The 24,845-nt window shown below is 60.8% G+C and carries 22 protein-coding genes and 1 rRNA gene; 9 read left to right on the forward strand and 14 right to left on the reverse strand.

What is annotated here, in order from left to right:
• Positions 1-91 precede the first annotated feature (91 nt).
• Complete coding sequence (locus ACWNZ1_RS22325) at positions 92-1,294, forward strand: multidrug effflux MFS transporter (RefSeq protein WP_135843523.1); 1,203 nt, start codon at positions 92-94, stop codon at positions 1,292-1,294.
• Between the two features lies 1 nt (position 1,295).
• Here ACWNZ1_RS22325 and ACWNZ1_RS22330 read toward each other — a convergent pair whose 3' ends face one another.
• On the reverse strand, positions 1,296-1,466 hold the full coding sequence (locus ACWNZ1_RS22330) for a hypothetical protein (RefSeq protein WP_256454190.1): 171 nt from the start codon (positions 1,464-1,466) through the stop codon (positions 1,296-1,298).
• Positions 1,467-1,683: 217 nt separating this feature from the next.
• Positions 1,684-2,703 (reverse strand): zinc-binding alcohol dehydrogenase family protein, encoded by a 1,020-nt coding sequence (locus tag ACWNZ1_RS22335; protein ID WP_456027889.1) that lies wholly within the window; start codon positions 2,701-2,703, stop codon positions 1,684-1,686.
• Positions 2,704-2,816: 113 nt separating this feature from the next.
• Here ACWNZ1_RS22335 and ACWNZ1_RS22340 point away from each other — a divergent pair, with 113 nt between their 5' ends.
• From ACWNZ1_RS22340 to ACWNZ1_RS22350, 3 genes are all read left to right on the forward strand, one after another.
• A complete protein-coding gene (locus ACWNZ1_RS22340; RefSeq protein ID WP_135843525.1) occupies positions 2,817-3,746 on the forward strand; it encodes a LysR family transcriptional regulator in 930 nt (309 codons plus the stop codon).
• 222 nt (positions 3,747-3,968) lie between these two features.
• Positions 3,969-4,703 (forward strand): ArsR/SmtB family transcription factor, encoded by a 735-nt coding sequence (locus ACWNZ1_RS22345; RefSeq protein ID WP_135843526.1) that lies wholly within the window; start codon positions 3,969-3,971, stop codon positions 4,701-4,703.
• Between the two features lie 98 nt (positions 4,704-4,801).
• The gene (locus ACWNZ1_RS22350) at positions 4,802-6,184 is read left to right on the forward strand and encodes an MFS transporter (protein WP_456027890.1); all 1,383 of its coding nucleotides are present in this window, start codon (positions 4,802-4,804) and stop codon (positions 6,182-6,184) included.
• Positions 6,185-6,239: 55 nt separating this feature from the next.
• On the opposite strand, the gene ACWNZ1_RS22355 is transcribed toward ACWNZ1_RS22350, so the two are convergent.
• From ACWNZ1_RS22355 to ACWNZ1_RS22365, 3 genes are all read right to left on the reverse strand, one after another.
• Entirely contained in the window at positions 6,240-7,193 is a 954-nt protein-coding gene (locus ACWNZ1_RS22355; protein ID WP_109752310.1) for an adenosine deaminase, read from the reverse strand.
• 83 nt (positions 7,194-7,276) lie between these two features.
• The gene (locus ACWNZ1_RS22360) at positions 7,277-8,242 is read right to left on the reverse strand and encodes a 2-oxoglutarate and iron-dependent oxygenase domain-containing protein (RefSeq protein WP_256454193.1); all 966 of its coding nucleotides are present in this window, start codon (positions 8,240-8,242) and stop codon (positions 7,277-7,279) included.
• Between the two features lie 143 nt (positions 8,243-8,385).
• Entirely contained in the window at positions 8,386-9,468 is a 1,083-nt protein-coding gene (locus tag ACWNZ1_RS22365) for a BMP family ABC transporter substrate-binding protein (RefSeq protein WP_135843530.1), read from the reverse strand.
• A gap of 291 nt (positions 9,469-9,759) precedes the next feature.
• On the opposite strand from ACWNZ1_RS22365, the gene ACWNZ1_RS22370 reads away from it, so the two are divergent.
• Positions 9,760-10,851, forward strand: coding sequence for a calcium:proton antiporter (locus ACWNZ1_RS22370; protein WP_265072654.1), 1,092 nt, complete (start codon positions 9,760-9,762; stop codon positions 10,849-10,851).
• A 107-nt stretch (positions 10,852-10,958) separates the two neighbouring features.
• Here ACWNZ1_RS22370 and ACWNZ1_RS22375 read toward each other — a convergent pair whose 3' ends face one another.
• The 3 genes from ACWNZ1_RS22375 to ACWNZ1_RS22385 form a co-directional block, all read right to left on the reverse strand.
• Positions 10,959-12,317 carry an 8-oxoguanine deaminase gene (locus ACWNZ1_RS22375; RefSeq protein WP_256454194.1) on the reverse strand — a complete coding sequence of 453 codons (1,359 nt, stop codon included), beginning with the start codon at positions 12,315-12,317 and terminating at the stop codon, positions 10,959-10,961.
• A gap of 266 nt (positions 12,318-12,583) precedes the next feature.
• The gene (locus ACWNZ1_RS22380; protein ID WP_135843534.1) at positions 12,584-13,270 is read right to left on the reverse strand and encodes an SDR family oxidoreductase; all 687 of its coding nucleotides are present in this window, start codon (positions 13,268-13,270) and stop codon (positions 12,584-12,586) included.
• A 23-nt stretch (positions 13,271-13,293) separates the two neighbouring features.
• Entirely contained in the window at positions 13,294-13,644 is a 351-nt protein-coding gene (locus ACWNZ1_RS22385; RefSeq protein WP_135843535.1) for a MerR family transcriptional regulator, read from the reverse strand.
• 81 nt (positions 13,645-13,725) lie between these two features.
• Here ACWNZ1_RS22385 and ACWNZ1_RS22390 point away from each other — a divergent pair, with 81 nt between their 5' ends.
• Positions 13,726-14,160 (forward strand): hypothetical protein, encoded by a 435-nt coding sequence (locus ACWNZ1_RS22390; RefSeq protein ID WP_265072655.1) that lies wholly within the window; start codon positions 13,726-13,728, stop codon positions 14,158-14,160.
• A gap of 54 nt (positions 14,161-14,214) precedes the next feature.
• Here the strand turns inward: ACWNZ1_RS22390 and ACWNZ1_RS22395 are convergent, their stop codons facing one another.
• From ACWNZ1_RS22395 to ACWNZ1_RS22420, 6 genes are all read right to left on the reverse strand, one after another.
• Complete coding sequence (locus tag ACWNZ1_RS22395; RefSeq protein WP_256454196.1) at positions 14,215-15,141, reverse strand: ABC transporter permease; 927 nt, start codon at positions 15,139-15,141, stop codon at positions 14,215-14,217.
• Positions 15,141-16,247 carry an ABC transporter permease gene (locus tag ACWNZ1_RS22400; RefSeq protein ID WP_265072656.1) on the reverse strand — a complete coding sequence of 369 codons (1,107 nt, stop codon included), beginning with the start codon at positions 16,245-16,247 and terminating at the stop codon, positions 15,141-15,143. Before ACWNZ1_RS22400 ends, ACWNZ1_RS22395 begins: the two co-directional genes overlap by 1 nt.
• A gap of 11 nt (positions 16,248-16,258) precedes the next feature.
• Positions 16,259-17,812: an ABC transporter ATP-binding protein gene (locus tag ACWNZ1_RS22405; protein ID WP_256454198.1), complete on the reverse strand. Its 1,554-nt coding sequence runs from the start codon at positions 17,810-17,812 to the stop codon at positions 16,259-16,261.
• A gap of 536 nt (positions 17,813-18,348) precedes the next feature.
• Positions 18,349-18,930: an IMPACT family protein gene (locus ACWNZ1_RS22410; protein WP_135843540.1), complete on the reverse strand. Its 582-nt coding sequence runs from the start codon at positions 18,928-18,930 to the stop codon at positions 18,349-18,351.
• Between the two features lie 7 nt (positions 18,931-18,937).
• Positions 18,938-19,588, reverse strand: a complete 651-nt coding sequence (locus ACWNZ1_RS22415) for a TetR/AcrR family transcriptional regulator (RefSeq protein ID WP_135843541.1) — start codon at positions 19,586-19,588, stop codon at positions 18,938-18,940.
• Positions 19,589-19,792: 204 nt separating this feature from the next.
• The gene (locus ACWNZ1_RS22420) at positions 19,793-20,713 is read right to left on the reverse strand and encodes a LysR family transcriptional regulator (protein WP_135843543.1); all 921 of its coding nucleotides are present in this window, start codon (positions 20,711-20,713) and stop codon (positions 19,793-19,795) included.
• 123 nt (positions 20,714-20,836) lie between these two features.
• Here ACWNZ1_RS22420 and ACWNZ1_RS22425 point away from each other — a divergent pair, with 123 nt between their 5' ends.
• The 3 genes from ACWNZ1_RS22425 to ACWNZ1_RS22435 form a co-directional block, all read left to right on the forward strand.
• Complete coding sequence (locus ACWNZ1_RS22425; protein WP_135843544.1) at positions 20,837-22,186, forward strand: aspartate aminotransferase family protein; 1,350 nt, start codon at positions 20,837-20,839, stop codon at positions 22,184-22,186.
• A gap of 72 nt (positions 22,187-22,258) precedes the next feature.
• A complete protein-coding gene (locus tag ACWNZ1_RS22430) occupies positions 22,259-23,752 on the forward strand; it encodes a CoA-acylating methylmalonate-semialdehyde dehydrogenase (protein WP_135843545.1) in 1,494 nt (497 codons plus the stop codon).
• Between the two features lie 626 nt (positions 23,753-24,378).
• A 16S ribosomal RNA gene (locus tag ACWNZ1_RS22435) occupies positions 24,379-24,845 on the forward strand; the annotation flags it as partial.

Here is a 24,845-nt window from a genome sequence, read left to right on the forward strand (position 1 = left end):
TTTTAATAGTTAGCGACCTATCGGAATGTTCAAGGGCGCCCGGCAGGGCTAGACTGTCGGGCTGCTGACTGACGCCTGAGCTGGACGCCCGATGAACCTCCGTACCATTCTGATTCTTGGCGCCTTGAGCGCTTTCGGTCCCTTGGCGATCGACTTCTATTTGCCGGCCTTCCCGGCGATGGCAAGCGCCTTTGGCACCGACGAAAAACACATCCAGTTGACCCTGGCGGCTTATTTTCTCGGGTTGTCCATCGGGCAATTGGCCTATGGGCCGGTGGCGGATCGCTTCGGACGACGTATTCCGTTGTTGGTTGGCATCGGCTTGTTCACCCTGGCGTCCCTGGCTTGCGCCTACGCGCCGAGCCTCGAATGGCTGATCGGTGCCCGCTTCGTCCAGGCCCTGGGTGGCTGCGCCGGGATGGTGATTTCCCGGGCGGTGGTCAGCGACAAGTGCGACGCGGTGGGCTCGGCCAAGGTGTTCTCGCAATTGATGCTGGTGATGGGGCTGGCGCCGATCCTCGCGCCGATGCTCGGCGGGTTGTTGGTGAACCTGTATGGCTGGCAGTCGATTTTCATTGGCTTGACGCTGTTCAGCGCAGTGGCGTCGACAGCGGTGGCCCTGTGGCTACCGGAAAGCTTGCCGGACCATGTGCCTCGGCAACCGTTGTCAGGTGCGCTGCGCCAATACGGTCGGCTATTGACCGATTCGGTGTTCCTCGGTCATGCGTTGACAGGGGGCATCGCCATCGCCGGGATGTTTGCCTACATCGCCGGCTCGCCTTTCGTTTTCATCAAGCTCTACGGAGTACCGGCCGAACACTTTGGTTGGTTGTTCGGTATCAACGCAGCGGGCTTCATCCTGGTGGCGCAGGTCAATGCCCGGTTGTTGTCCAAGCGTGGCCCGGCCTTCCTGTTGAGTCGCGCGGTATGGATCTACCTGGGCGCCGGCTTGAGCCTGCTGGCCGTCAGCGCTTTGCAACCGGAACGGTTATGGCCGTTGCTGATCCCGCTGTTTATCTGTATCGCCAGCCTCGGTTGCATCCTTCCCAATGCATCGGCCTGCGCCATGAACGGGCAGGGCGCCCGGGCCGGCAGTGCTTCGGCGATGCTGGGCTGCCTGCAGTTTTCCGTGGCTGCCGGGGCAGCCGCCTTGGTGGCGGCGCTGCATGACGGCACCGCCGTGCCGATGGCGCTGGTCATCAGCCTGTGCGGGCTGTTGGTGGTGGGTGCAGCTGTGCTGACCCGCCGCCTGCAAAATGCCCGGGCGCTGGTCGAGGCCAGTCGCCAGGTTTGATTCAGCTGGCTGCGCGCTGTTGCTGTTCGGGGAAATGATGGGGCGCGTGAAGTCGCGCTTGCAGGGTCTTGGTGAAGGCCTGGGCTTCGGCCTCGGTGCGGAAGGTTACGACGTGCTGGTCGAGGCGCACCTGCCATTGGGATTTTGCCACTTCTTTTATCAGGATCTTCATTGCTGACCTCCTCACGTAAAAGATTGCGTTGCAAAGGTCTCGAGTGTAGACCGGAATGCGATCGTAATTGTGACAAGGGTCAATTCTCAGACTGACGGCATGGGATTTTCTGTGGGAGCAAAGCTTGCTCGCGATAAACGGTGACGCGGTCTGATAGAAACCGGGTTGCCTCTGTCGCGAGCAAGCTTTGCTCCCACAGGAGTCAGGCCCTCGGTGGTCAGAAGCCTTCCAGCACAATCTTGCCCTTGGCCTTCCCACTCTCCAGCAGCGCATGCGCCCGGCGCAGGTTCTCGGCGTTGATGGTGCCGAAATGCTCGCCGACGGTGGTCTTCAAGGTGCCGGCGTCGATCAGTGCCGCCACCCGGTTGAGCAGTTTGTGTTGCTCAATCATGTCGGCCGTTTCAAACAGCGAGCGGGTGTACATGAACTCCCAATGCAACGACAGGCTCTTGCGCTTGAGCTTGAGCTTGGTCACATCCAACGCCTTGGGATCGTCGATCAACGCCAATTGGCCCTGGGGCGCCAAGGCTTCGACCAACTGATCCAGATGCTGGTCGGTCTGGGTCAGGCTGGCAACGTGGGTCACTTGAGGCTGGCCTGCTGCTTTCAGCGCGTCGCTCAACGGCTGGCTGTGATCAATTACCAGGTCGGCGCCCAGGCCTCGCACCCAATCCTGGGTCTGCGGGCGGGAAGCGGTGCCAATGACCTTGAGCCCGGTGAGCTGGCTGGCCAACTGCGTCAGGATCGAACCCACGCCTCCCGCAGCGCCGACGATCAACAGGCTCTGGCCTTGGTCGCCCTGGCCTTCCTGGATGTGCAGCCGCTCGAACAACAACTCCCAGGCCGTGATGGCCGTCAGTGGCAGCGCCGCCGCATCGGCGAAACCGAGGGTCTTGGGCATGTGGCCGACGATGCGCTCATCCACTACATGCAACTCGCTGTTGCCACCGGCCCGGGCGATGGAGCCGGCGTAGAACACCTTGTCGCCAGCCTTGAACAGCGTGACTTCGCTGCCCACCGCCTTGACCACGCCGGCCACGTCCCAGCCCAGTACCTTGGCAGCGCCGTCTTCGGGCTGGACGTTCTGGCGGACCTTGGTGTCCACCGGGTTCACCGAGATGGCCTTGACCTCCACCAGCAAGTCCCGAGGGCCGGCGACAGGTTCCGGCAGTTCGATATCTTGTAGCGACAGTGGGTCGTTGATGGGCAACGAATGGTAGTAGGCGATGGCTTTCATGAAGCAGCTCCGTGAGGTGAGTTCGATGGCGCTCATGGTTAGCTATTTATTGGCGAGATAAAACCGGCTAAAAGAACAGGCTCTTTCAATATTTTTTTGATAATGGAATTGTCATGCTTCGATTCGATGACTTGCAATTGTTTGTCCGGGCGGCGGATCTGGGCAGTCTTTCGGCCGCGGCCAGGGTCATGGACCTGTCGGCGGCGGTGGCCAGTGCTGCGTTGAAGCGCATCGAGCAACACCTGGGCGCGCGACTGTTGGCCCGTTCTACTCGCAGCTTGCGGCTGACCGCCGAGGGCGAAGGCTTTCTCGAATATGCCCGGGCCGCATTAAGCAGCCTCGACGAAGGCCGGCGGTTGTTGACCAGCGGCCAGGACCAGGTCAGCGGAGTGTTGCAGTTGTCCGCGCCGTCGGACCTGGGGCGCAACCTGCTGCTGCCCTGGCTGGATGCGTTCCAGCGCGAGCATCCTGGGCTGACGGTGCGGCTGCTGCTGGGCGATCGCATCGCCGACTTGTTCAAGCAACCGGTGGACATTGCCTTGCGTTATGGCGAACCGGAAGACTCGAGCCTGGTGGCCTTGCCTGTTGCTGCGGATAACTACCGGGTGTTGTGCGCGTCGCCGGATTACCTGGCACGCCACGGTGAGCCCCATCAGTTGGAACAACTGGCCCAACATAACTGCTTGCTGTACATGCTCGGCACCCGGGTGCATGACCGTTGGTGTTTTCATGATGGCAAGCGGGAAGTGAGCCTCACTGTCAGCGGTGATCGTTTCAGCGACGATGCCGATGTGGTGCGGCGCTGGGCGGTGGCAGGTGCGGGGATCGCCTACAAGTCGTGGCTGGATGTCTCCACCGATGTGCTGGCCGGGCGTCTGAAAATCCTTTTACCGCACCTGCAATGCGAGCGCGCGCCGCTCAATTTGTTGTGTGCCCATCGGGCGCAACTGAGCAAACCGATCAACCTTTTGCGGGAAATGCTCCAGGCTCGTTGCGCAGCGTTGACGGCCCAATTTCCGCTATCGACAGGGCCCGGCCATTAGTCGCGCGCAAATAGAGAATTTTCCCTCACGAACAATCGCCTCCAAAGGTTTCCGGAGGACAGGAAACCTTGAACGCCCCGCTTATACTAGCGGCCGCCTGAGTCGGCGCGGCATCCAGCGCGGCGTCGCGCTATTTGCAGCGGTCGGGTCGCCTTGGGCGGCCCCATTGCTGGTCAATATGCGCCAGAGCGGTAGACGAATGATTCAACAGGGAGTGAATACATGGAACATGCACCTTGCATCAGCCAGATCGCCACGCTGCTGGCCGACCCCAAGCGCAGCGCAATGATGTGGGCCTTGATGGACGGCACGGCCCGGCAGGCTGAAGAGTTGGCTTTGCTGGCCGGGCTGTCGCCGTCTTCGGCCAGCGCTCATCTGGGACGCCTGTCCGCCGGAGGCCTGTTGAAAGTCGAAGCCCGGGGCCGCAAGCGGTTTTTCCGCCTGGCAGCGCCCGAGATCGGTGCTGCCGTCGAAGCGCTGGCCAGCGCGACCCTGGCCAGTACGCCGCGGCAGATTCCGGACGTTTTCAAGCGCGGGGTCATGCCGAGCAAGGCGCCATCTGCCCCTGCCTCGTTGATACGGGCCAGGCTTTGCGACGATCACCTGGGGGGAACCCTGGCCGCCGATCTGTACCAGCGTCTGCTGGACGGCGGATGGATCGAGCAGTGCGACCAGCGAGTGGTCGTCACCCACAAGGGCGCCAATCAGTTCGCCGGGCATGGCCTGTTCATCCAGGCACTGGCCTATCGTAATGCCCGCATCGCTTGCGCCTGCCCGGACTGGAGCGAACGTCGTCCGCACTTGGGCGGCGCGCTGGGGGCTGGGTTGCTGCAACTGTTCATGCAATCGGGCTGGTTGAGCCTGCCCAATGATTCGCGGGCCTTGCAAGTGACGGTGCTCGGCCAGCAGGAAATCCACCGGTTCGCCAGGCAAGAGGCTGTGGAGATGGCGCTATAACACGTCGTCCAGGGTTGTCGGCAGGTCGCATCCAGCAATAACCATCGGCCAGGTTCGCGCACACTCGGTCCGGGGAACTATCGGATTGGGGGATGCACATGGATATTCAAGGTTACAGCGCGGCGGAGCGCCTGGAGCGGCTGCCCATCAGCGGCTATCACCGGGTTATTTTCATCATTATTGCCCTGGCGTTTTTCTTCGACTCCATGGACCTGGCCATGATGACGTTCTTGCTGGGCTCGATCAAAACCGAGTTCGGCCTGAGCAGCGCCCAGGCCGGTTTGCTGGCCAGCTCCAGCTTCTTTGGCATGGTGCTGGGGGCATCGCTGTCGGGCATGCTGGCTGATCGTTTCGGGCGCAAACCGGTGTTCCAGTGGAGCATCGTGTTGTGGGGCGTCGCCAGTTACCTGTGCTCCACCGCCCAGGACATCGAGACCTTGACACTGTTTCGGATCCTGCTGGGTGTCGGCATGGGCATGGAGTTTCCGATTGCCCAGTCGATGCTCTCGGAGTTGATTCCGGCCAAGCGTCGGGGTCGCTACATTGCCTTGATGGACGGTTTCTGGCCGCTGGGTTTCGTGGCGGCGGGTGTGCTGTCGTATTTCTTGCTGCCGGTGATTGGCTGGCGCGACATCTTCCTGGTGCTGGCGGTGCCGGCGGTGTTTGTCCTGGTGATTCGCTTCTTTATTCCTGAGTCGCCGCGCTGGTTGGAGCAAGCCGGACGGGGTAACGAAGCGGATGCGGTGCTCAAGCGAATCGAAGACAAGGTCCGCGCCTCGCTGGGGCGTCAGGATTTGCCGGAGCCGATCCGCTTGCCGAGGGTTGAGAGCGCACCGGGCAACTTCTTTTCGGCACTGGCGCAGATCTGGTCACCGCTGTATCGCCAGCGCACGATGATGATCTGGAGCGTCTGGTTCTTTGCCTTGCTCGGTTTCTACGGTCTGACGTCCTGGCTCAGCGCGTTGTTGCAGCAGTCGGGGTTCGCCGTGACTCAGTCGGTGTATTACACCGTGCTGATTTCCTTGGGCGGAATTCCCGGCTTCCTGATGGCGGCCTGGTTGGTGGAGCGTTGGGGGCGTAAGCCGGTGTGCGTCATCACGCTGCTGGGCGGTGGGGCGATGGCGTTTCTCTATGGCCAGAGCGCGGTGTTTGGCGGCAACGTCAGCCTGTTGATCGGTACCGGGTTGTTGATGCAGTTTTTCCTGTTCGGCATGTGGGCGGTGCTCTACACCTACACGCCAGAGCTGTACCCCACCTCGGCCCGGGCCACGGGCTCGGGCTTTGCCTCGGCGGTCGGGCGCGTCGGTTCGCTGCTTGGGCCACTGGTGACCGGGCTGGTCTTTCCCATCACCGGGCAGGGCGGCGTATTTGCCCTGGGCGCGCTGTGTTTTGCCGTGGCGGCGGGGGTGGTCTGGTTGTTCGGGATGGAGACGCGGGGCAAGACGTTGGAAGAGTTGAGCGAAGTGACAGTCGCCGATTGAACGCTATCCCCTGTGGGAGCGAGCAAGCTCGCTCCCACAGGGATTTCGGTGACGCTTAAGGTTTAACCAACCGCGCATCCAGGCTGTTCTGCGCCAAGCGCTTGGCCTGGTCCTGGGTCATGCCCAGGTGGGTGTACAGCGCGTGGAAGTTCTCGGTGACGTAGCCGCCGAAGTACGCCGGGTCGTCGGAGTTCACCGTCACCTTCACGCCGCGTTCGAGCATGTCGAGGATGTTGTGCTGCGACATGTCGTCGAACACGCACAGCTTGGTGTTGGACAGCGGGCACACGGTCAGCGGAATCTGTTCGTCGATGATCCGCTGCATCAGTCGCTCATCTTCGATGGCCCGAACGCCATGGTCGATGCGCTGGATCTTCAGCAGGTCCAAGGCTTCCCAGATGTACTCGGGTGGACCTTCTTCGCCAGCGTGGGCGACGGTGAGGAAGCCTTCGTTGCGCGCACGGTCGAACACACGCTGGAACTTGCTCGGTGGATGGCCCATCTCCGAACTGTCCAGGCCCACGGCCACGAAGGCATCGCGAAACGGCAGTGCCTGGTCGAGGGTTTTCTCGGCTTGCTCTTCGCTCAAGTGACGCAAGAAGCTCAGGATCAAGCCGCTGGTGATGCCCAGTTGCTGCTCACCGTCCTTGAGGGCGGCGGCGATGCCGTTGAGCACCACTTCGAAGGGCACGCCACGGTCAGTGTGGGTTTGCGGGTCGAAGAACGGTTCGGTGTGGATCACGTTCTGTGCCTTGCAGCGCAACAGGTAGGCCCAGGTCAGGTCGTAGAAATCCTGGGAGGTGCGCAGCACATCGGCGCCCTGGTAATACAGGTCGAGAAACTCCTGCAGATTGTTGAAGGCATAGGCCTTGCGCAAGGTGTCGACGTCGCTCCATGGCAGGGCGATCTTGTTGCGTTCGGCCAGGGCGAACAGCAGCTCAGGCTCCAACGAGCCTTCCAGATGCAGGTGCAGTTCAGCCTTGGGCAGGGCGTTCAGCCAATCGTACATGTTCTTTTCTCATCAGCGAATCGATGGTGGGCATTCTACAGGGGCTGGCAGCAATGTCTGGTAAAACCTGACCGGCTGATCCACTAACCGGCCTGCTGCTCCCTTCGGTAAGCATAGGTGTCGGCGAAGCGCGACAGCAGAAATTGCGCGCAGGTGGTGGTCGGGTACTTCGGCGGATGGGCGTCATCCTGGCAACCGGGCAGGCACTGGATCAGCGTGTCGGGGTGCGGCTCGGCAAAGAATGGCATCGAATAACGGTCCACCCCCAGCGGGCTGATCACTCGATGCGGCGTGGACAGGTAACGGTCGTTGCTCCAGCGCGCCATCATGTCGCCAAGGTTGATCACGAACGTGCCGTCGATGGGCGGTGCGTCGATCCACTGGCCGTCGACGTTGCGCACTTGCAGGCCTCCGGCGGCGTCCTGGTAGAGCAAGGTGATGCACCCGTAGTCGGTATGGGCGCCGGCACCTTGCTGTTCGTCGCTACTGGCGGTATGGCGCGGCGGGTAATGGATCAGGCGCAGCACGCTCACCGGCTCGTTGAAGCGTGTGTCGAAAAAGTCCCGCTCGATGCCAAGGGCCAGGGTCATGGCCCGTAGCAGGGTTTGTGCGAGTGCCTGCATGTCGCGGTAATGCTGCTCCATCAAGGTTTGCCAACCGCTCAGGTCCGGGTGTCGGTTGGGACCACGCAGAGGCTTTTCCGCCAGTACTTCGGGATGATCGGCCGGCAGGTGCAGGCCCATGTCGAAGGTTTCCTTCAGGTCGCTGGGCTTGGCCGGGTCCAGTTGTTCCGTGGCGACGGCGCCGTAGCCGCGGTGGTGACGGGTTTGGGTGATGTCGATCTTGAGCTTTTCGTCGACGGGCAGGGCGAAGAAACGTTGGGCGTTATCCAGCACTTGGGCGATGCGCGCCGGGCTGATCGGGTGGCCCTTGATGTAGAAAAAGCCCCATTGGCGGCAGGCACGGTCGATCTGCTCGGCGACCGATTGCCAGGCGCTGGCATCGTCGGTGTAGAGAGGGCTGATGTCGATGATGGGAAGGCTGTTCATACTGCTTTCCTGAGTTTGAATGCGGACCCATGTGGGAGCGAACTTGCTCGCGATAGCGATTTATCTGTCGACATCGATGGTGAAGGTCAGTCCGCTATCGCGAGCAAGCTCGCTCCCACAGGGTTATGTGTTTGGCCTGAGGGTTACTTCGGAATCTCAGCCTTCATGCCTTCGACGTAATAATTCATCGACGCCAGTTCCGCGTTGGTGGCGCTCACGCCTGCGGGGATTTTCTCGACGCCGGCCTGGTCCTTGATCGGCCCGGTGAACGGATGGAACGCGCCGCTCTCGATGTCGGCGATGATCTGTTCGGCTTCGCCCTTGACCGCCGCTGGCACCAGGTCGCTGATTGGCAGTTTTACCGTGCCTTCCTTCAGGCCGCCCCAGTAGTCCTGGGATTTCCAGCTATGGTCGAGCACGCTCTGGGTCGCCTGGATGTAATGCGGGCCCCAGTCGTTGACGATGGAGGTCAGCACGGCCTTGGGACCGAAGTGGGCCATGTCCGAAGCGTAGCCGACTGCGTATACGCCGCGCCGCTCGGCGGCCTGGATCGGTGCCGGGCTGTCGGTGTGCTGGAACACCACGTCCACGCCCTGGTCGATCAGCGCGTTGGCGGCGTCGGCTTCCTTGCCCGGGTCGAACCAGGAATTGACCCACACCACTTTGATCTCGGTGCCAGGGTTGTACTTGTTCAGGGCCAGTTGGATGGCGTTGATGTCGCGGATGACTTCCGGGATCGGGAAGGACGCGACGTAGCCGATCTTCTTGGTCTTGGTCATCTTGGCCGCGAGGAAGCCGCCGACGTAGCGGCCTTCGTAAGTGCGAGCCAGGTAGGTGCCCAGGTTCTTGTCCTGCTTGTAGCCGGTGGCGTGTTCGAAGATCACTTTTGGAAATTGCTTGGCGACTTTCAACGTCGGGTTCATGTAGCCGAAGGAGGTGGTGAAGATCAGGTCGTACTTGTCCTTGGCCATGTTGCGGATCACCCGCTCGGCGTCAGCCCCTTCCGGTACGTTTTCCACGTAGTTGGTGGTGATCTGCTCGCCGAATTTCGCCGCGAGTTCCTTGCGCCCCTGTTCATGCTGATAGGTCCAGCCATGGTCGCCGATCGGGCCGATGTAGACGAAACCGACCTTCAGCGGGTCGGCGGCACTGGCGCTCAAGCCGGCGCTCAGGCCGACGGCTGCGACAACGGCGCAAAACAACTTCTTCAAGGGGCGTTTGTGCATGAACTCGAACTCCATATTGTTGTGAGGTTGGCTGTACCGCACCAATGCAAAATGCTGACCAACAAGACAACAAAATCTGCGATCTTTCTGAGGCAGTCATCGCGAGCAAGCTCGCTCCCACAAGGACAACGCAATACCTGTGGGAGCGAGCTTGCTCGCGATGAGGTCCTTGAGATCGATAAAGGTGCACCTGCCACCCACTCGCCACTCCCTGGTGCGTCACTTAGCCCGAACGTTCGCCGCCCCCTACAGTCAGTAGCTCATGACCCCACCCACGGTGATAGGCCCGCGATGCTCACTTTGATCAAACAAGAAAAACTGCTGTTGCTGGCGCTGATCGCCGCGGTGGTCGCCTATCCACTGGAGCACTGGCTGTTGGGCAGCGGGCAGATCGTGGCGTTGCTCGGCGGTTTGGTCCTGATCGGCTTTATCGTCGCGGCTTCCATGCGTGTGGCCCATCACGCCGAACTGCTGGCGGAGAAGGTCGGTGATCCCTACGGCACGATGATCCTGACGTTGTCGGCGGTGCTGGTCGAAGTGGTGATCCTGGCGATCATGATGAGCAACGAAGCGTCGCCGACCCTGGTGCGGGACACGATCTACTCGGCGGTGATGCTCGACATCAACGGCATTCTCGGGCTCGCGGCGCTGATGGGCGGGATCAAGCACGGCGAGCAGGCTTACAACGATGATTCGGCGCGCACCTACAGCGTGATGATCCTCACCGCCATGGGCGTATCGATGGTGGTGCCGGAGTTCATTCCCCGCGAGAGCTGGAAAATGTATTCGGCATTTACCATCGGCGCGATGATCGTGTTGTACACCCTGTTCCTGCGCATGCAGGTCGGGCCTCACAGTTACTTTTTCAGTTACAGCTACCCGGAAAAACGCCGCAAGAAAGAGCCCGTGGAAAATGAACCGAAGCCCATCAGCCTGACGTTCTCCATCAGTGCCCTGGTGTTTGGCGTGGTGGTGATCGGCGCGCTGGCTGAAGTCATGTCCAAGGCCATCGACCTGGGGCTGGAAGGCACGGGCGCGCCGCCAGTGGTCACGGCGATTCTGGTGGCCGCGATTTCCGCCGCCCCGGAGATCCTCACGGCCCTGCGTGCCGCCTTGGCGAACCGTATGCAATCGGTGGTGAACATCGCGCTGGGCGCTTCGCTGTCGACCGTGATCCTCACGGTGCCGGTGATGGAAGCCATGGCGCTCTACACCGGCCAGCCGTTCCAGATGGCCATGACCCCGGTGCAGACGGTGATGATCTTCATCACCCTGATCGTCAGCGCCATCAACCTCAACGATGGCGAAACCAACGCCATCGAAGGCATGACCCACTTTGTGCTGTTTTCGACGTTTATCATGTTGTCGTTGCTGGGCCTCTAGAAGAGCATCGCGGGCAAGCCTTGCTCCCACAGTGAAGGGTGGGTGTTGATGAAGGTAGCCTCGCCGCGAGACCTGTGGGAGCAAGGCTTGCCCGCGATGGCGTCCGGTCAGGCGCCGGCAATCAACTCCCGCGCCGCCTGGCTGTGATCGGCAATCAACCCCTTCAAGTCCAACCCTTCGACCTGCCCATCGATCACCCGCCATTGCCCGCCGACCATTACCCGATCGGCCCGGTCCGCGCCGCACAGCAGCAGGGCCGAGATCGGATCGTGGCTGCCGGAGAAACGCAATTCATCGAGCTTGAACAGCGCCAGGTCTGCCTGCTTGCCCACCGCCAATTCACCGATATCGCTGCGTCCGAGCAGTTGCGCCGAACCCCGGGTCGCCCAGCTCAGCACGCGTTCCGGGGTGATCGCTTGCGCGCCATAACGCAGGCGCTGGATGTACAGCGCCTGGCGGGTTTCAAGGATCATGTTCGAGGCGTCGTTGGAGGCCGAGCCGTCCACACCCAGGCCCAGGGGGGCGCCGGCGGCGGTCAGGTCCAGGGTCGGGCAAATGCCCGAGGCCAGGCGCATGTTGGAACTCGGGCAATGGCAGATGCCGGTGCCGGCGGCGCCGAGACGGGTGATTTCTTCAGGGTTGAAATGAATGCCGTGGGCCAGCCAGGTGCGCGGGCCGAGCCAACCGACGCTGTCCAGATAGTCCACGGTGCGCAGGCCGAAGCGTTGCAGGCAGAAGTCTTCTTCATCAAGGGTTTCGGCCAGGTGTGTGTGCAGGCGTACGTCGAGTTTTTCCGCCAGTTCAGCGCTGGCACGCATGATCTCGGGCGTGACTGAAAACGGCGAGCAGGGCGCCAGGGCAATCTGGATCTGCGCGCCGTCGCCGCGTTCATGGTACTGGGTGATCAACCGCTGGCTGTCGTCGAGAATCACCTGGCCCTGCTGCACGGTCTGCTGCGGCGGCAAGCCACCGTCGTCCTCGCCCAGGCTCATGGAACCGCGGGTCAGCATCGCGCGCATCCCCAGTTCACGGACACTTTGCACCTGCACGTCGATGGCATTTTCCAAGCCTTCGGGAAACAGGTAATGGTGATCGGCCGCCGTGGTGCAACCGGAAAGCAGCAGCTCAGCGAGTGCCACTTTGCTTGCCAGGGCGAGTTTTTCCGGGGTCAGTCGCGCCCATACCGGATAGAGGGTTTTCAACCACGGAAACAGCGGCTGGTTCACCACCGGTGCCCAGGCACGCGTCAGGGTTTGATAGAAGTGATGATGGGTGTTGATCAGCCCCGGCAGGATCACATGCTCGCGGGCGTCGAAGACCGTATCGCATGGCTGGACGGGGTGTTGGCCGGCACTCAGCAGTTCGACGATCACACCGCCCTGCAGGACGAGGCCGCCACGGGCATCGAGGTCGTTGGCAGTAAAAATGGCGAGGGGATTTTTTAACCAGGTACGGGTCGCAGGCATGGTGGCCGGCTCCTCTGAAAGTGGGTTCAGGTTAGCCAGCTCAGTGATGCCCTGTCTGCTGATCCAGGGTCGCCGTTGGGTAGGGCGAGGTGCGGAGTTTACTCAGGTTGTGTTGCAGTTTTCCAGAGCCCGCCGAGATCAAAATGTGGGAGCGGGCTTGCTCGCGATAGCGGTAGGTCAGTCGACATCGATGTTGGATGTGAGACCGCCATCGCGAGCAAGCTCGCTCCCACAGGGTTATCGGTGTTCCACAGGGTATCGGGTGTTTACCAGGGAATCGTCTCGCCCTTGTAGTTGACGAAATGATGTCCGCCCTTACCAGCGAAGGCATTCACCTGATCAATCAGGCCACGGGTGCTGGTCTGGACATCGATATCCGCCCCTTCACCGCCCATGTCGGTCTTGACCCAGCCCGGATGCAGCGACAGTACCGTCAATGTCTGTTCGCCCAATTGAGTGACAAAACTATTGGTCATCGAATTGAGCGCCGCCTTGCTGGCTTTGTACAGCGCCAGTTCCGGGGCGTCGGGCATGGTCACGCTGCCCAGCACCGAACTCATGAACGCCAGCACGCCGCTGCCGTCGCGGATCTGGCCGACGAAGCGCTGGGCCAGGTTGATCGGCGCCACGGCGTTGGTGAAGAACAACTGGCCGACTTCGGCCAGCGTCGCGCCACCGGGACTCTGATTGTCCGGGCCTTTGACACCCGCGTTGATGAACAGCAGGTCGAAGGTTTCACCCTTGAGCTGTTGGCTCAGGGCGATGACGGCTTGCTGATCGTCCATGTCGAGCTTCTCGATCCGCACCGGGCCCAGTGCTTTCAACGCCTCTGCGTTCTGCGGGTTGCGCACGGTGGCGGTCACGTTCCAGCCATCGCTGAGCAGTGTCTTCACCAGGCCGAGGCCCAAGCCTCGGGAGGCGCCGATGATCAATGCGTTTTTTGCCGAATTCATGAAGGCATCCTTGAGTGAGAAGGTCACGGATTTAATGGACAACGTTGCCCGAGCCGTTGTTTCAGCTCGTGACGCAACGCGTCGAGTTCGGTCATGCGGGTTTCGATCAGGTTCAGCTTGTCTTGCAGCAATTGCGCTACGGCGCAGTCAGGGTCCTGCGCCTGCCACAGGGCGGCGACGCTGGCGCCGATCTCGCCCAGGGTAAAACCCAGGCGCTGGGCCGTCTTGATGTAGAGCACCAGTTGCACCATGTCGGCGGGGTAGTGGCGATAGCCATTGGCGCTGCGCTGCGCAGCGATCAGGCCGCGCTGCTCGTAGAAGCGCAGGGTGTCACGGCTGACGGCGCAGGCTTGGGCGAGTTCACCGATGCGCATGGTGGGTCTCCGAAGGGCTTGACCTTGGAGCATACCCCAGGCTTTAGGCTCTTTGCTTCCCAATTATCTGGAGCAAGGTGTATGTGGACTTTGATGCAATATCGCCGGGTGGTGCGCGGCAGCGCCTGGTACGACCTTATCGTGTCGGCCGTGCTGGCCACGCCGTGGAGCTTTGCGGCGTTGCATAGTGTGTTGACGAGCATGGCTCAGCTATTTGACCTGCCTGGAGAACTGCCGCCGTTTGCGCCGGCGCATCTGCTGATGGTGAATCTGCTGGGCTCGATTGTCTGCGTGTGGTCGGTGCTGCGGATTCGGGATCCGCAGCCGCTGTATGGGCGTTATGACGCGATGGGGCGGTTTTTGTTTTCGACCTGGATGCTGTATGCATTGCTTCATGGGGCCAGCGCGGTGTTGTGGGTTTTCCTGTTTTTAGAGGTGGTGTGGGGCGTCATGCAAATACTGCCCATCCGTGGCGAGGGAGCTTGCTCCCGCTGGGGTGCGCAGCACCCCTCGTAAGGAGGCGACTGCTGCGCAGTCGAGCGGGAGCAAGCTCCCTCGCCACAGGGTTTCTCAATGCCCCGCCTGCCAAGGCTGTCCCAGCGACACCGGCGCATACAGCCGCGTGCGCACCGCGTCCCGGGACAGCAACACCAGCACCACAATGGTCGCGACGTACGGCAGCATCGCCAGCAAGCTCGATGGAATCGCCAGCCCCAAGCCCTGGGCCACCAGGTGCAGGATGCTGGCGAGGCCGAACAGGTAGGCGCCCAGCAGCAGGCGCCACACCCGCCAACTGGCGAACACCACCAGCGCCAGGGCGATCCAGCCACGTCCGGCGCTCATGTTTTCGGCCCACATCGGCGTGTAGGCCAACGACAGATAAGCGCCGGCCAACCCGGCCATGGCGCCGCCGAACAGCACCGCCAGGGTTCGCACCCGCAACACCGGCAGGCCCATGGCGCTGGCGGCATCGGGATTCTCGCCGACGGCCTGGATGATCAACCCGGCGCGGCTTTTCACAATCACCCAGGCCACCAGGGCAAACAGCGCGAAAGACAGATAAACCAGCAGGTCTTGGGCAAACAGCATCCGCCCGATCAACGGGATTTCACTCAAGTACGGAATCGCCAGGGGCTCGAACCCCGCCAGCGGTCTGCCGACCCAGGCCGCCCCGACAAAACTCGACAGGCCCACGCCGAAAATCGTCAGCGCCAACCCGGTGGCCACCTGATTGGCGTTGAACACCAGCGCCACCAAGGCGAACAGTGCCGACAACAGCATCCCGGCGGCCATCGCCAGCAGCACACCGAGCCACAGGTTGCCGCTGTTGAACGCGACGATAAAACCCATCACTGCGCCGAACAGCATCATGCCTTCCTGGCCCAGGTTCAGGACGCCGCTTTTCTCGCAGACCAATTCACCCAGGGCCACCAGCAACAAGGGTGTGCCGCAGCGGACCATGGCGTAGAAAATATTGCTCAACAGGTCGATATCCATCACAGCGCTCCTGCCTGTACGGCGGTGGTTCGTGCGCGCCGGGCCCAGCGCAGGTTCAGGCGCGGCCGATACAGGATCAGGACGTCGCAGGCCAACAGGAAAAACAGCATCATCCCCTGGAACAGTTGGGTGATCGCTTGGGGCAGATTGAGCGACATTTGCGCGCTCTCGCCGCCGATGTACAGCAATGCCATCAGCAGGCTGGCGAACAGAATGCCGATGGGATTGAGGCGTCCCAGAAAGGCCACGGTAATTGCCGCGTAGCCGTAGCCCGGCGACACCTGCGGCACCAGTTGGCCAATCGGCCCGGTCACTTCGCAGACACCGGCCAACCCGGCCAGCGCGCCGCTGATCAGCAGCGCCAGCCACACCAGCGGCTTCTGGCGAAAACCGGCGAAACCGGCGGCGCGCGCGTCCAGGCCCAGTACCTTGATCTGAAAGCCGACAAAGCTTTTCTGTAGCAAGACCCACACCGCCACCAGCGCCAGCAGGGCGAAATACAACCCGGCATGCACCCGGCCATCCTCCAGCAGCAACGGCAGGCGACTGGCTTCGCCGAACATCGCCGACTCCGGAAAGTTGAAACCCTCCGGGTCTTTCAGCGGCCCGTGCACGCAAAACAACAGCAGGTTCAGCGCGATGTAATTGAGCATGATGCTGGTCAGGATTTCATTGGCATTGAAGCGCGTGCGCAGCCACGCCGTGAGCCCGGCCCAGGCCGCACCGGCGAGGGTGCCGGTCAGCAGAATCAGCACCAGTGCCCAGCGGCTTTGCAGGCCGATGATGTTTACCGCCAAGGCGCTGCCGGCCAGGGCGCCCAGCAGCAGTTGGCCTTCGGCGCCGATGTTCCAGATCCGCGCCTGATAAGCCACCGCCAGGCCGAGGGCACACAGCAGGATTGGCAAGGTCTTGACCAGCCACTCGGACACCCCGTACAGATCGCTGATCGGCGCGATCAGCAAGGTGAACAACGTTTGCAACGGGTCATGCCCAAGCGCGATGAACAGCAGCGAGCCACAGCTCAGGGTCAATACAGCGGCCAATAGCGGCGAGCACCAGAGCATCAGGCGCGATTGCTGGCCACGGGGTTCGAGAGAAAGCAGCATGTAAAACTCCGTTAAACCGGCGTGGGGGCGGGGGATTGAGGCGCGTCGAACTGGCCGGCCATCCAACCGCCGACGTCGCTGAGCCGAGTCTCGACCGTGGGGCGCAAGGCCGACAGACGCCCGCCGCACAAGGCTCCGAGGCGGTCGCTGATCTGAAACAGTTCATCGAGGTCTTCGGAGATCACCAGAATCGCCGCGCCCGCATCGCGCAAGGCAATCAGCGCGCGATGGATGGTCGCCGCCGCGCCGACGTCCACGCCCCAGGTTGGGTGAGCGGCCACCAGCAGTTTGGGCTGTTGAAGGATTTCTCGGCCGAGAATGAATTTCTGCAGGTTGCCCCCCGACAGGCTGCGCGCCGGGGTCTTGGTGTCGGGTGTCTTCACACCAAAACGCCGGATGATCTGCTCGGCGAGATCCTCGACCTTGCTGCGTCGAATCAAGCCATGGCTGACCAACCCCTGTTGGAAGGCGCTGAGCAAAGCGTTATCCGCCAGGCTCATTTGCGGCACCGCTCCGTGGCCCAGGCGTTCGGCCGGGACAAACGCCAGCCCGCGCCGGCGACGGGCATCGGGGCGCAGGTGCGCCACGGGTTGGCCGTCGAATCGGATCGTTTCGCCTTGCTGGCGGGCAAGCTGTATTTCTCCGCTGAGCAACGCGAGCCACTCGTCCTGACCGTTACCTGCCACCCCGGCGATACCGACGATTTCGCCGCTGCAAACCTCAAGGTCAATGTTGCGCAACGAACAGCCGAACGGGTCCGGGTTGTGCCAGGACAGCTTGTTGATCTGCAGGAAGGCTTTGTCTGCGCTGACCTTGGGGTAGTCCGTGATCAGCCCGGCCGCTTCGCCGACCATCAACTGCGCCAGTTCCCGATCCGAGCATTGCGCCGGTGTGCAATGCCCCGACACTCGTCCGCCGCGCAGCACCGTGGCGCTGTGACACAGCGCCCGCACCTCAGCCAGTTTGTGGCTGATAAACAAAATACTGCAGCCCTCGCTCGCCAGATGGCGCAGGGTCACGAACAATTCTTCGGCTTCCTGGGGCGTGAGCACCGAGGTCGGCTCATCGAGAATCAGCAAGCGAATGTCCTGCATCAGGCAGCGGATGATCTCTACCCGCTGACGTTCGCCAATCGACAGGCTGTGGACCAGCCGCTGCGGTTCCAGCGCCATGCCGTAGCGCCGGGAGACTTCGCGGATCCTGGGTTCCAGTTGTGCCGGTGTACCGGCCGCCGCGCCCATGGCCAGGGCAATGTTCTGCGCCACCGTGAGGGTTTCGAACAATGAAAAATGCTGGAACACCATGCCGATCCCCAGGCTGCGGGCCTGTGCCGGGTTGCGCAGATTGACCCGTTGGCCTTGCCAGATCACCTCGCCCGAATCGGCCTGGGTGACGCCGTAGATAATCTTCATCAGGGTGCTTTTGCCCGCACCGTTTTCCCCAAGCAGGGCATGGATTTCGCCGGGCTGGATATTCAGGTCGATGGCGTCGTTGGCCAGGCAACCAGGGTAGCGTTTGCTGATCTTGCGCAATTGCAGGCGCGCAATGGAATCGGGGTTGGACATGACAGGCTCGGGTCGATGGACATGAATGCCTGTGGATAAAGCAATTTCCTGGCCATCAGGTCAGGAAATTCGCGCTTGCCCCAAGGCACAGGCCTTCAGCGCATAACCGGACGGGTTTCACCGGCAGATGTCGGCACCGTATTGGGGCGCGCGGGTTGCGGCGAGCCCCGGTTTTGCCCGCTAATAGATGGTTAAAAAATGAACAAGCGCTCGCGAGCCATGCCCTTCTTGGGGTCGAGGGAGCCATGAACGGGTTATCCACAGGTTGCTCCACAGTTATTGTGCGCAAGCCAGACGCTCGGGCATAAGCACTGTGCGGCTTTCTTCTAAAGGTGATAAACCGTTGCAAGCATCTGTTTTATTGAAAGAATTGTCGGATAAACGGGGCTTTGAATAAAAAATGAGCAACCCGCTCAAACCCGCATGACAGAAGGGTTACAGCCGGATGTGCTCAGGTTATCCACAGCCGGGTGCACAGTGGATGTGGGCAAATTGCAAGTTTTGCGCGCGCCCCGAAAGGTGGCAGACCTTCGGTTTCAACGCTCGAGCAGAATTCGCCCGCGGCTCAGGTCGGCCAGTTGTTTTTGTAATGTCTCGATCTGCGCCTCACCCACGGCCAGCTGCATGTCCACGCCATTGGCCGTAAAGCTTTCTTCATTCACCAGCCCGCCACATTCGGCAACCCGCAGTTTCACCAGAGGCAGTTCCGCGAACCCGCAGGTGCAGCGAAGCGCCACCCGGCTGATCAATTCAATCTTGTCAGCGTTTTGCAGGCACTTGTTCGCGCCGCCGCCATAGGCGCGAGCCAATCCGCCCGTGCCCAACTGGATTCCGCCATACCAGCGGATCACCAGCACCACGACCTGGTCGCACGCCTGGGCTTCAATGGCCGCCAGGATCGGCCGTCCGGCGGTACCGCCCGGTTCGCCATCGTCGTTGCTGCGATATTGATCACCGAGTTTCCAGGCCCAGCAATTGTGCGTGGCGTTCAGGTCGCTGTGCTGTTCGATAAAGGCCTGGGCATCGGCGGGGCTGGTGATGTGGGCTGCAACGGTGATGAAGCGGCTTTTGCGAATTTCTTCGCGGTATTCGCAAAAACCGGCAAGGGTAAAAGGCATGGGGATCTTAGAAAGCTGGTGTCAGGCCGCAGCCCTTGAGAATGATGCGGATCAGGTTGTCGCCGGCATCGATCATGTCTTGCTTGGTCAACTTGCTGCGACCGGTCACGCGGCAGATCTGCGTAGCGAAGTCGGCGTAATGCTGGGTGCTGCCCCATAACAGGAAGATGAGGTTCACCGGGTCGACCGGGTCCATCTTACCGGCATCGATCCAGGCTTGAAACACGGCAGCACGGCCGTTGAACCAGGCGCGATAATCCTGGTTGAAATATTCGGTCAGGCATTCGCCTCCGCTGATCACTTCCATGGCAAACAGCCGCGACGCCTGGGGTTGGCGCCGGGAGAATTCCATCTTGGCGCGGATGTAGCGGGTCAAGGCTTCGGCCGGATCATCTTCAGCCGTGAGGGTATTGAAGGTGCTGTCCCACAATTCGATGATGTTGCTCAGCACCGCCACGTACAACCCGAGTTTGTTGGTGAAGTAGTAATGCAGGTTCGCCTTGGGCAGCCCGGCTTTCAGGGCGATAGCGTTCATGCTGGTGCCTTTGAATCCGTGACGGGCGAATTCATCTTCGGCGGCCTTGAGGATGGTCTCTTCGTTCTTTTGACGAATGCGACTGGTGGGCTTGCCACCGTGGGCAGGGACTTCAAAGGTCATGGACGTTTCCGGGCTGGGTCTGTGGGGCAAGCAACTGCGTTGATAGCGCACCGGCAGCGATCCGACAAGTGCCTCTGCTATATAAAGCCTGACTGAACACTTGTGGGAGCGGGCTTGCTCGCGAAAGCGGACGGTCATTCAACATTGATGCCGACTGATACAGCGCCTTCGCGAGCAAGCCCGCTCCCACAAAGAGCAAAGGTATTAGCGGGTTGCCGCGAGGCTCTCGAGAAAACTTTCCAGCACCAGGTGAGGCCGTCGGCCCTTGCGCGTAACCGACGCCAGGCTCAGGTCGTAGAAACGCACGGTGGGTTTTAGCGCACGCAACCGTCCTTGCTGGACCCAGAGGCTGGCGTAGTGATCCGGCAAGTAACCGATGTAGCGCCCGGTGAGAATCAGGAACGCCATGCCTTCGCGGTCCGATGCACTGGCGGTGCAATTGAGCGCCTGGTAATGGGCCTGGATCTCGGCCGGCAGGCGGAAGGTCGGCGCGATAGCGTCCTGGCTATTGAGACGCGCGTCGTCGAGTTGCTGGTCATCCACATAAAACAGCGGATGTCCGACCGCGCAATAGAGCAACGACCGTTCGCTGTACAACGGTTGATATTCCAGTCCGGACAGCGCACTGGCCTGCGGCACCACGCCGACATGCAAGCGTCCATCGAGCACGCCTTGCTCGACTTCGTTGGGCGCGATCATGCGAATCTGGATCTGCACGTCGGGCCCACGTTCCTTCAACTGAGCCAAGGCGTGGGTGATGCGCATGTGGGGCAGGGTGACCAGATTGTCGGTCAGGCCGATGATCAACTCGCCGCGCAAATGCTGGTGCAGGCCGTTGACCTCGGTGCGAAAGCTCTCCAGCGCACTCAACAATTGCAACGCCGATTGATAAACCTCGCGACCTTCCTCGGTCAACGAGAACCCGGCGCGCCCGCGTTGGCACAGGCGCAGGCCGAGGCGTTGTTCGAGATCGCTCATCTGCTGGCTGATGGCGGAGCGTCCGATGCCAAGCACCGTTTCGGCTGCGGAGAATCCGCCGCACTCCACCACGCTGCGGAAAATGCGCAGCAAGCGGATATCGAAGTCGCTGACCTGGGCCAGTGGATCGGGACGGCGAACGCTCATAGTTTAGTGATCCACTGACTGAAGGTTAGAAAAGTTGGATTTCACCGACTTTATCGTCGTGTCAACTTAGCTGCAAGAACGTCTTTCGATCCCCTGACGCTTATGTCCTGCGAGGTTTTGTCGATGAACATGCCCGAACACGCTGCCGGTTCCCTGGCCAGTCAGCTCAAGCTTGATGCCCACTGGATGCCTTACACCGCCAACCGCAATTTCCAGCGCGACCCGCGTTTGATCGTCGCCGCCGAAGGCAGTTGGCTGCAGGATGACAAGGGACGTAAGGTCTACGACTCGCTGTCGGGCCTGTGGACCTGCGGTGCCGGGCACACGCGCAAGGAAATCCAGGAAGCGGTCGCCAAGCAGTTGGGCACTCTCGATTACTCGCCGGGTTTCCAATACGGCCATCCGCTGTCGTTCCAACTGGCGGAAAAAATCACCAGCCTGACCCCGGGCAATCTCAATCATGTGTTCTTTACCGACTCCGGTTCCGAGTGCGCCGATACCGCGGTGAAAATGGTCCGCGCTTACTGGCGTCTCAAGGGCCAGGCGACCAAGACCAAGATGATCGGCCGTGCCCGTGGCTATCACGGCGTGAACATTGCTGGGACCAGCCTTGGTGGCGTCAACGGTAATCGCAAGCTGTTCGGCCAGGCGATGATGGATGTCGACCATTTGCCTCATACCTTGCTGGCGAGCAATGCGTATTCCCGGGGCATGCCGAAGGAGGGTGGCATCGCCTTGGCCGATGAGCTGTTGAAGCTGATCGAACTGCACGATGCCTCCAACATCGCTGCAGTATTCGTCGAGCCAATGGCCGGGTCGGCGGGCGTGCTGGTGCCGCCTGAGGGGTACCTCAAGCGCCTGCGGGAAATCTGCGACCAGCACAGTATCCTGCTGGTGTTCGATGAAGTGATCACCGGTTTCGGTCGCACCGGTTCGATGTTCGGTGCCGATAGTTTTGGCGTGACCCCGGACCTGATGTGCATCGCCAAGCAAGTCACCAATGGCGCGATCCCCATGGGCGCGGTGATTGCCAGCTCGGAGATCTATCAGACCTTCATGAATCAGCCGACCCCCGAGTACGCGGTGGAATTCCCCCATGGCTACACCTACTCGGCGCACCCGGTGGCCTGTGCGGCAGGCTTGGCGGCATTGGACCTGTTGCAAAAGGAAAACCTGGTGCAGAGCGTGGCCGAGGTCGCGCCGCATTTCGAGAATGCCTTGCACGGTTTGAAGGGCTCGAAGAACGTTATCGATATTCGCAACTATGGCCTGGCCGGGGCGATCCAGATCGCGCCGCGCGATGGCGATGCGATCGTGCGCCCGTTCGAGGCCGGCATGGCGTTGTGGAAAGCTGGGTTCTACGTACGTTTCGGCGGCGACACCCTGCAGTTCGGGCCAACGTTCAACAGCAAGCCGCAGGACCTGGATCGTCTGTTTGACGCAGTGGGCGAAGTGCTGAACAAACTCGACTGATGCAGTCCTCTCTATAGCTTTCAATAACGGGCGTCCGACGACGGGCGCCCGTGGATAAATTCTGGAGTCCCCATGAGCCTCATTCCGCATTTGATCAATGGCGAACTGTTGAGCGACAGCGCTCGTACGGCTGACGTGTTCAACCCGTCCACTGGCCAGGCGATTCACAAGGTGCCATTGGCTGATCGCGCGACCATCCAGCAGGCCATCGACGCTGCCAAGGCGGCTTTCCCGGCTTGGCGCAACACCCCGGCGGCCAAGCGTGCGCAGGTGATGTTTCGTTTCAAGCAGTTGCTGGAGCAGAACGAGTCGCGCATTGCCCAGTTGATCAGCGAAGAACACGGCAAGACATTGGAAGACGCGGCCGGTGAGCTCAAGCGCGGCATCGAGAACGTCGAGTTCGCCTGCGCGGCGCCGGAGATTCTGAAGGGCGAGTACAGCCGTAACGTAGGACCGAACATCGACGCCTGGTCAGATTTTCAGCCTCTGGGAGTGGTGGCGGGCATTACACCGTTCAACTTCCCGGCGATGGTGCCGCTGTGGATGTATCCGCTGGCGATCGTGTGCGGGAACTGCTTCATCCTCAAACCGTCCGAGCGCGACCCGAGCTCGACGTTGCTGATTGCCCAGTTGCTGTTGGAGGCCGGTTTGCCCAAGGGCGTGCTGAGCGTGGTGCATGGCGACAAGGCCGCCGTGGATGCACTGATCGAAGCGCCGGAAGTGAAGGCGCTGAGTTTTGTCGGTTCGACGCCGATTGCTGAATACATCTACGCCGAGGGCACTCGACGCGGTAAACGCGTCCAGGCACTGGGTGGGGCAAAGAATCATGCGGTATTGATGCCGGATGCCGATCTGGACAACGCCGTCAGCGCACTGATGGGCGCGGCGTACGGTTCATGCGGTGAGCGTTGCATGGCGATTTCGGTGGCGGTGTGTGTGGGCGACCAAGTGGCGGATGCGCTGGTAGCCAAGTTGGTGCCGCAGATTCAGTCGCTGAAGATCGGCGCAGGCACATCTTGCGGGTTGGACATGGGGCCACTCGTGACGGGGCAGCATCGCGACAAGGTCAGTGGCTATATAGAAGACGGCGTGGCGGCGGGTGCTGCGCTGGTGGTCGATGGTCGTGGCTTGAGCGTGGCCGGCCATGAGGAAGGTTTCTTCCTGGGTGGCTGCCTGTTCGATCGCGTCACACCCGAGATGCGTATCTATAAGGAAGAGATCTTCGGGCCGGTGCTGTGCATCGTCCGGGTCAACAGCCTGGAAGAGGCGATGCAACTGATCAACGATCACGAGTATGGCAACGGTACTTGCATCTTTACCCGTGATGGCGAGGCGGCGCGGTTGTTCTGCGATGAGATCGAGGTCGGCATGGTGGGGGTCAACGTTCCATTGCCGGTGCCAGTTGCCTATCACAGCTTTGGCGGCTGGAAGCGTTCGCTGTTCGGCGACCTGCACGCCTACGGCCCGGATGGGGTTCGTTTCTATACCCGTCGCAAGGCCATTACTCAGCGCTGGCCGCAGCGTGCAAGCCATGAAGCATCACAGTTCGCTTTCCCCAGCTTGTAACGGGTACTAGAAGAGGCCGGCGCCCTGGGGCGCCGGCCTCTGCTTTTGCGGGGCTTTTTGACTGATGTGACAGAATTATGAAAATAAGTGTTGACGGCAAATTCTGGACGTCTATAATTCGCCCCACTTCCGGCGCAGTCGAAACGGAAAACTCCTTGAGTTTCAATGAGTTACCATTGTTTTGAAGGTGTCGGGCTTCAGTTCATCGAAGCCAGGAAGGAGTTGATAAGGCAGTGTTGTTTGGCCTTGTCAGCGGTTCGATCGTCTCGGTCGAAAGCGGAGAAAAAGAGGTGTTGACAGCAGCGAGTAACGCTGTAGAATTCGCCTCCCGCTAACGAGAGATCGGAAGCGCAAGTGGTTGAAGTTGCAAAGGAAACTTTGAAAACTTCTTAAAATAACCGCTTGACAGATACACGGGGCGCTGTAGAATGCGCGCCTCGGTTGAGACGAAAGATCTTAACCAACCGCTCTTTAACAACTGAATCAAGCAATTCGTGTGGGTGCTTGTGGAGTCAGACTGCTAGTCAACAGATTATCAGCATCACAAGTTACTCCGCGAGAAATCAAAGATGTAACCAACGATTGCTGAGCCAAGTTTAGGGTTTTCTCAAAACCCAAAGATGTTTGAACTGAAGAGTTTGATCATGGCTCAGATTGAACGCTGGCGGCAGGCCTAACACATGCAAGTCGAGCGGTAGAGAGGTGCTTGCACCTCTTGAGAGCGGCGGACGGGTGAGTAATGCCTAGGAATCTGCCTGGTAGTGGGGGATAACGCTCGGAAACGGACGCTAATACCGCATACGTCCTACGGGAGAAAGCAGGGGACCTTCGGGCCTTGCGCTATCAGATGAGCCTAGGTCGGATTAGCTAGTTGGTGGGGTAATGGCTCACCAAGGCGACGATCCGTAACTGGTCTGAGAGGATGATCAGTCACACTGGAACTGAGACACGGTCCAGACTCCTACGGGAGGCAGCAGTGGGGAATATTGGACAATGGGCGAAAGCCTGATCCAGCCATGCCGCGTGTGTGAAGAAGGTCTTCGGATTGTAAAGCACTTTAAGTTGGGAGGAAGGGCAGTTACTTAATACGTGA

Source organism: Pseudomonas sp. CFBP 5748 (assembly GCF_053850495.1).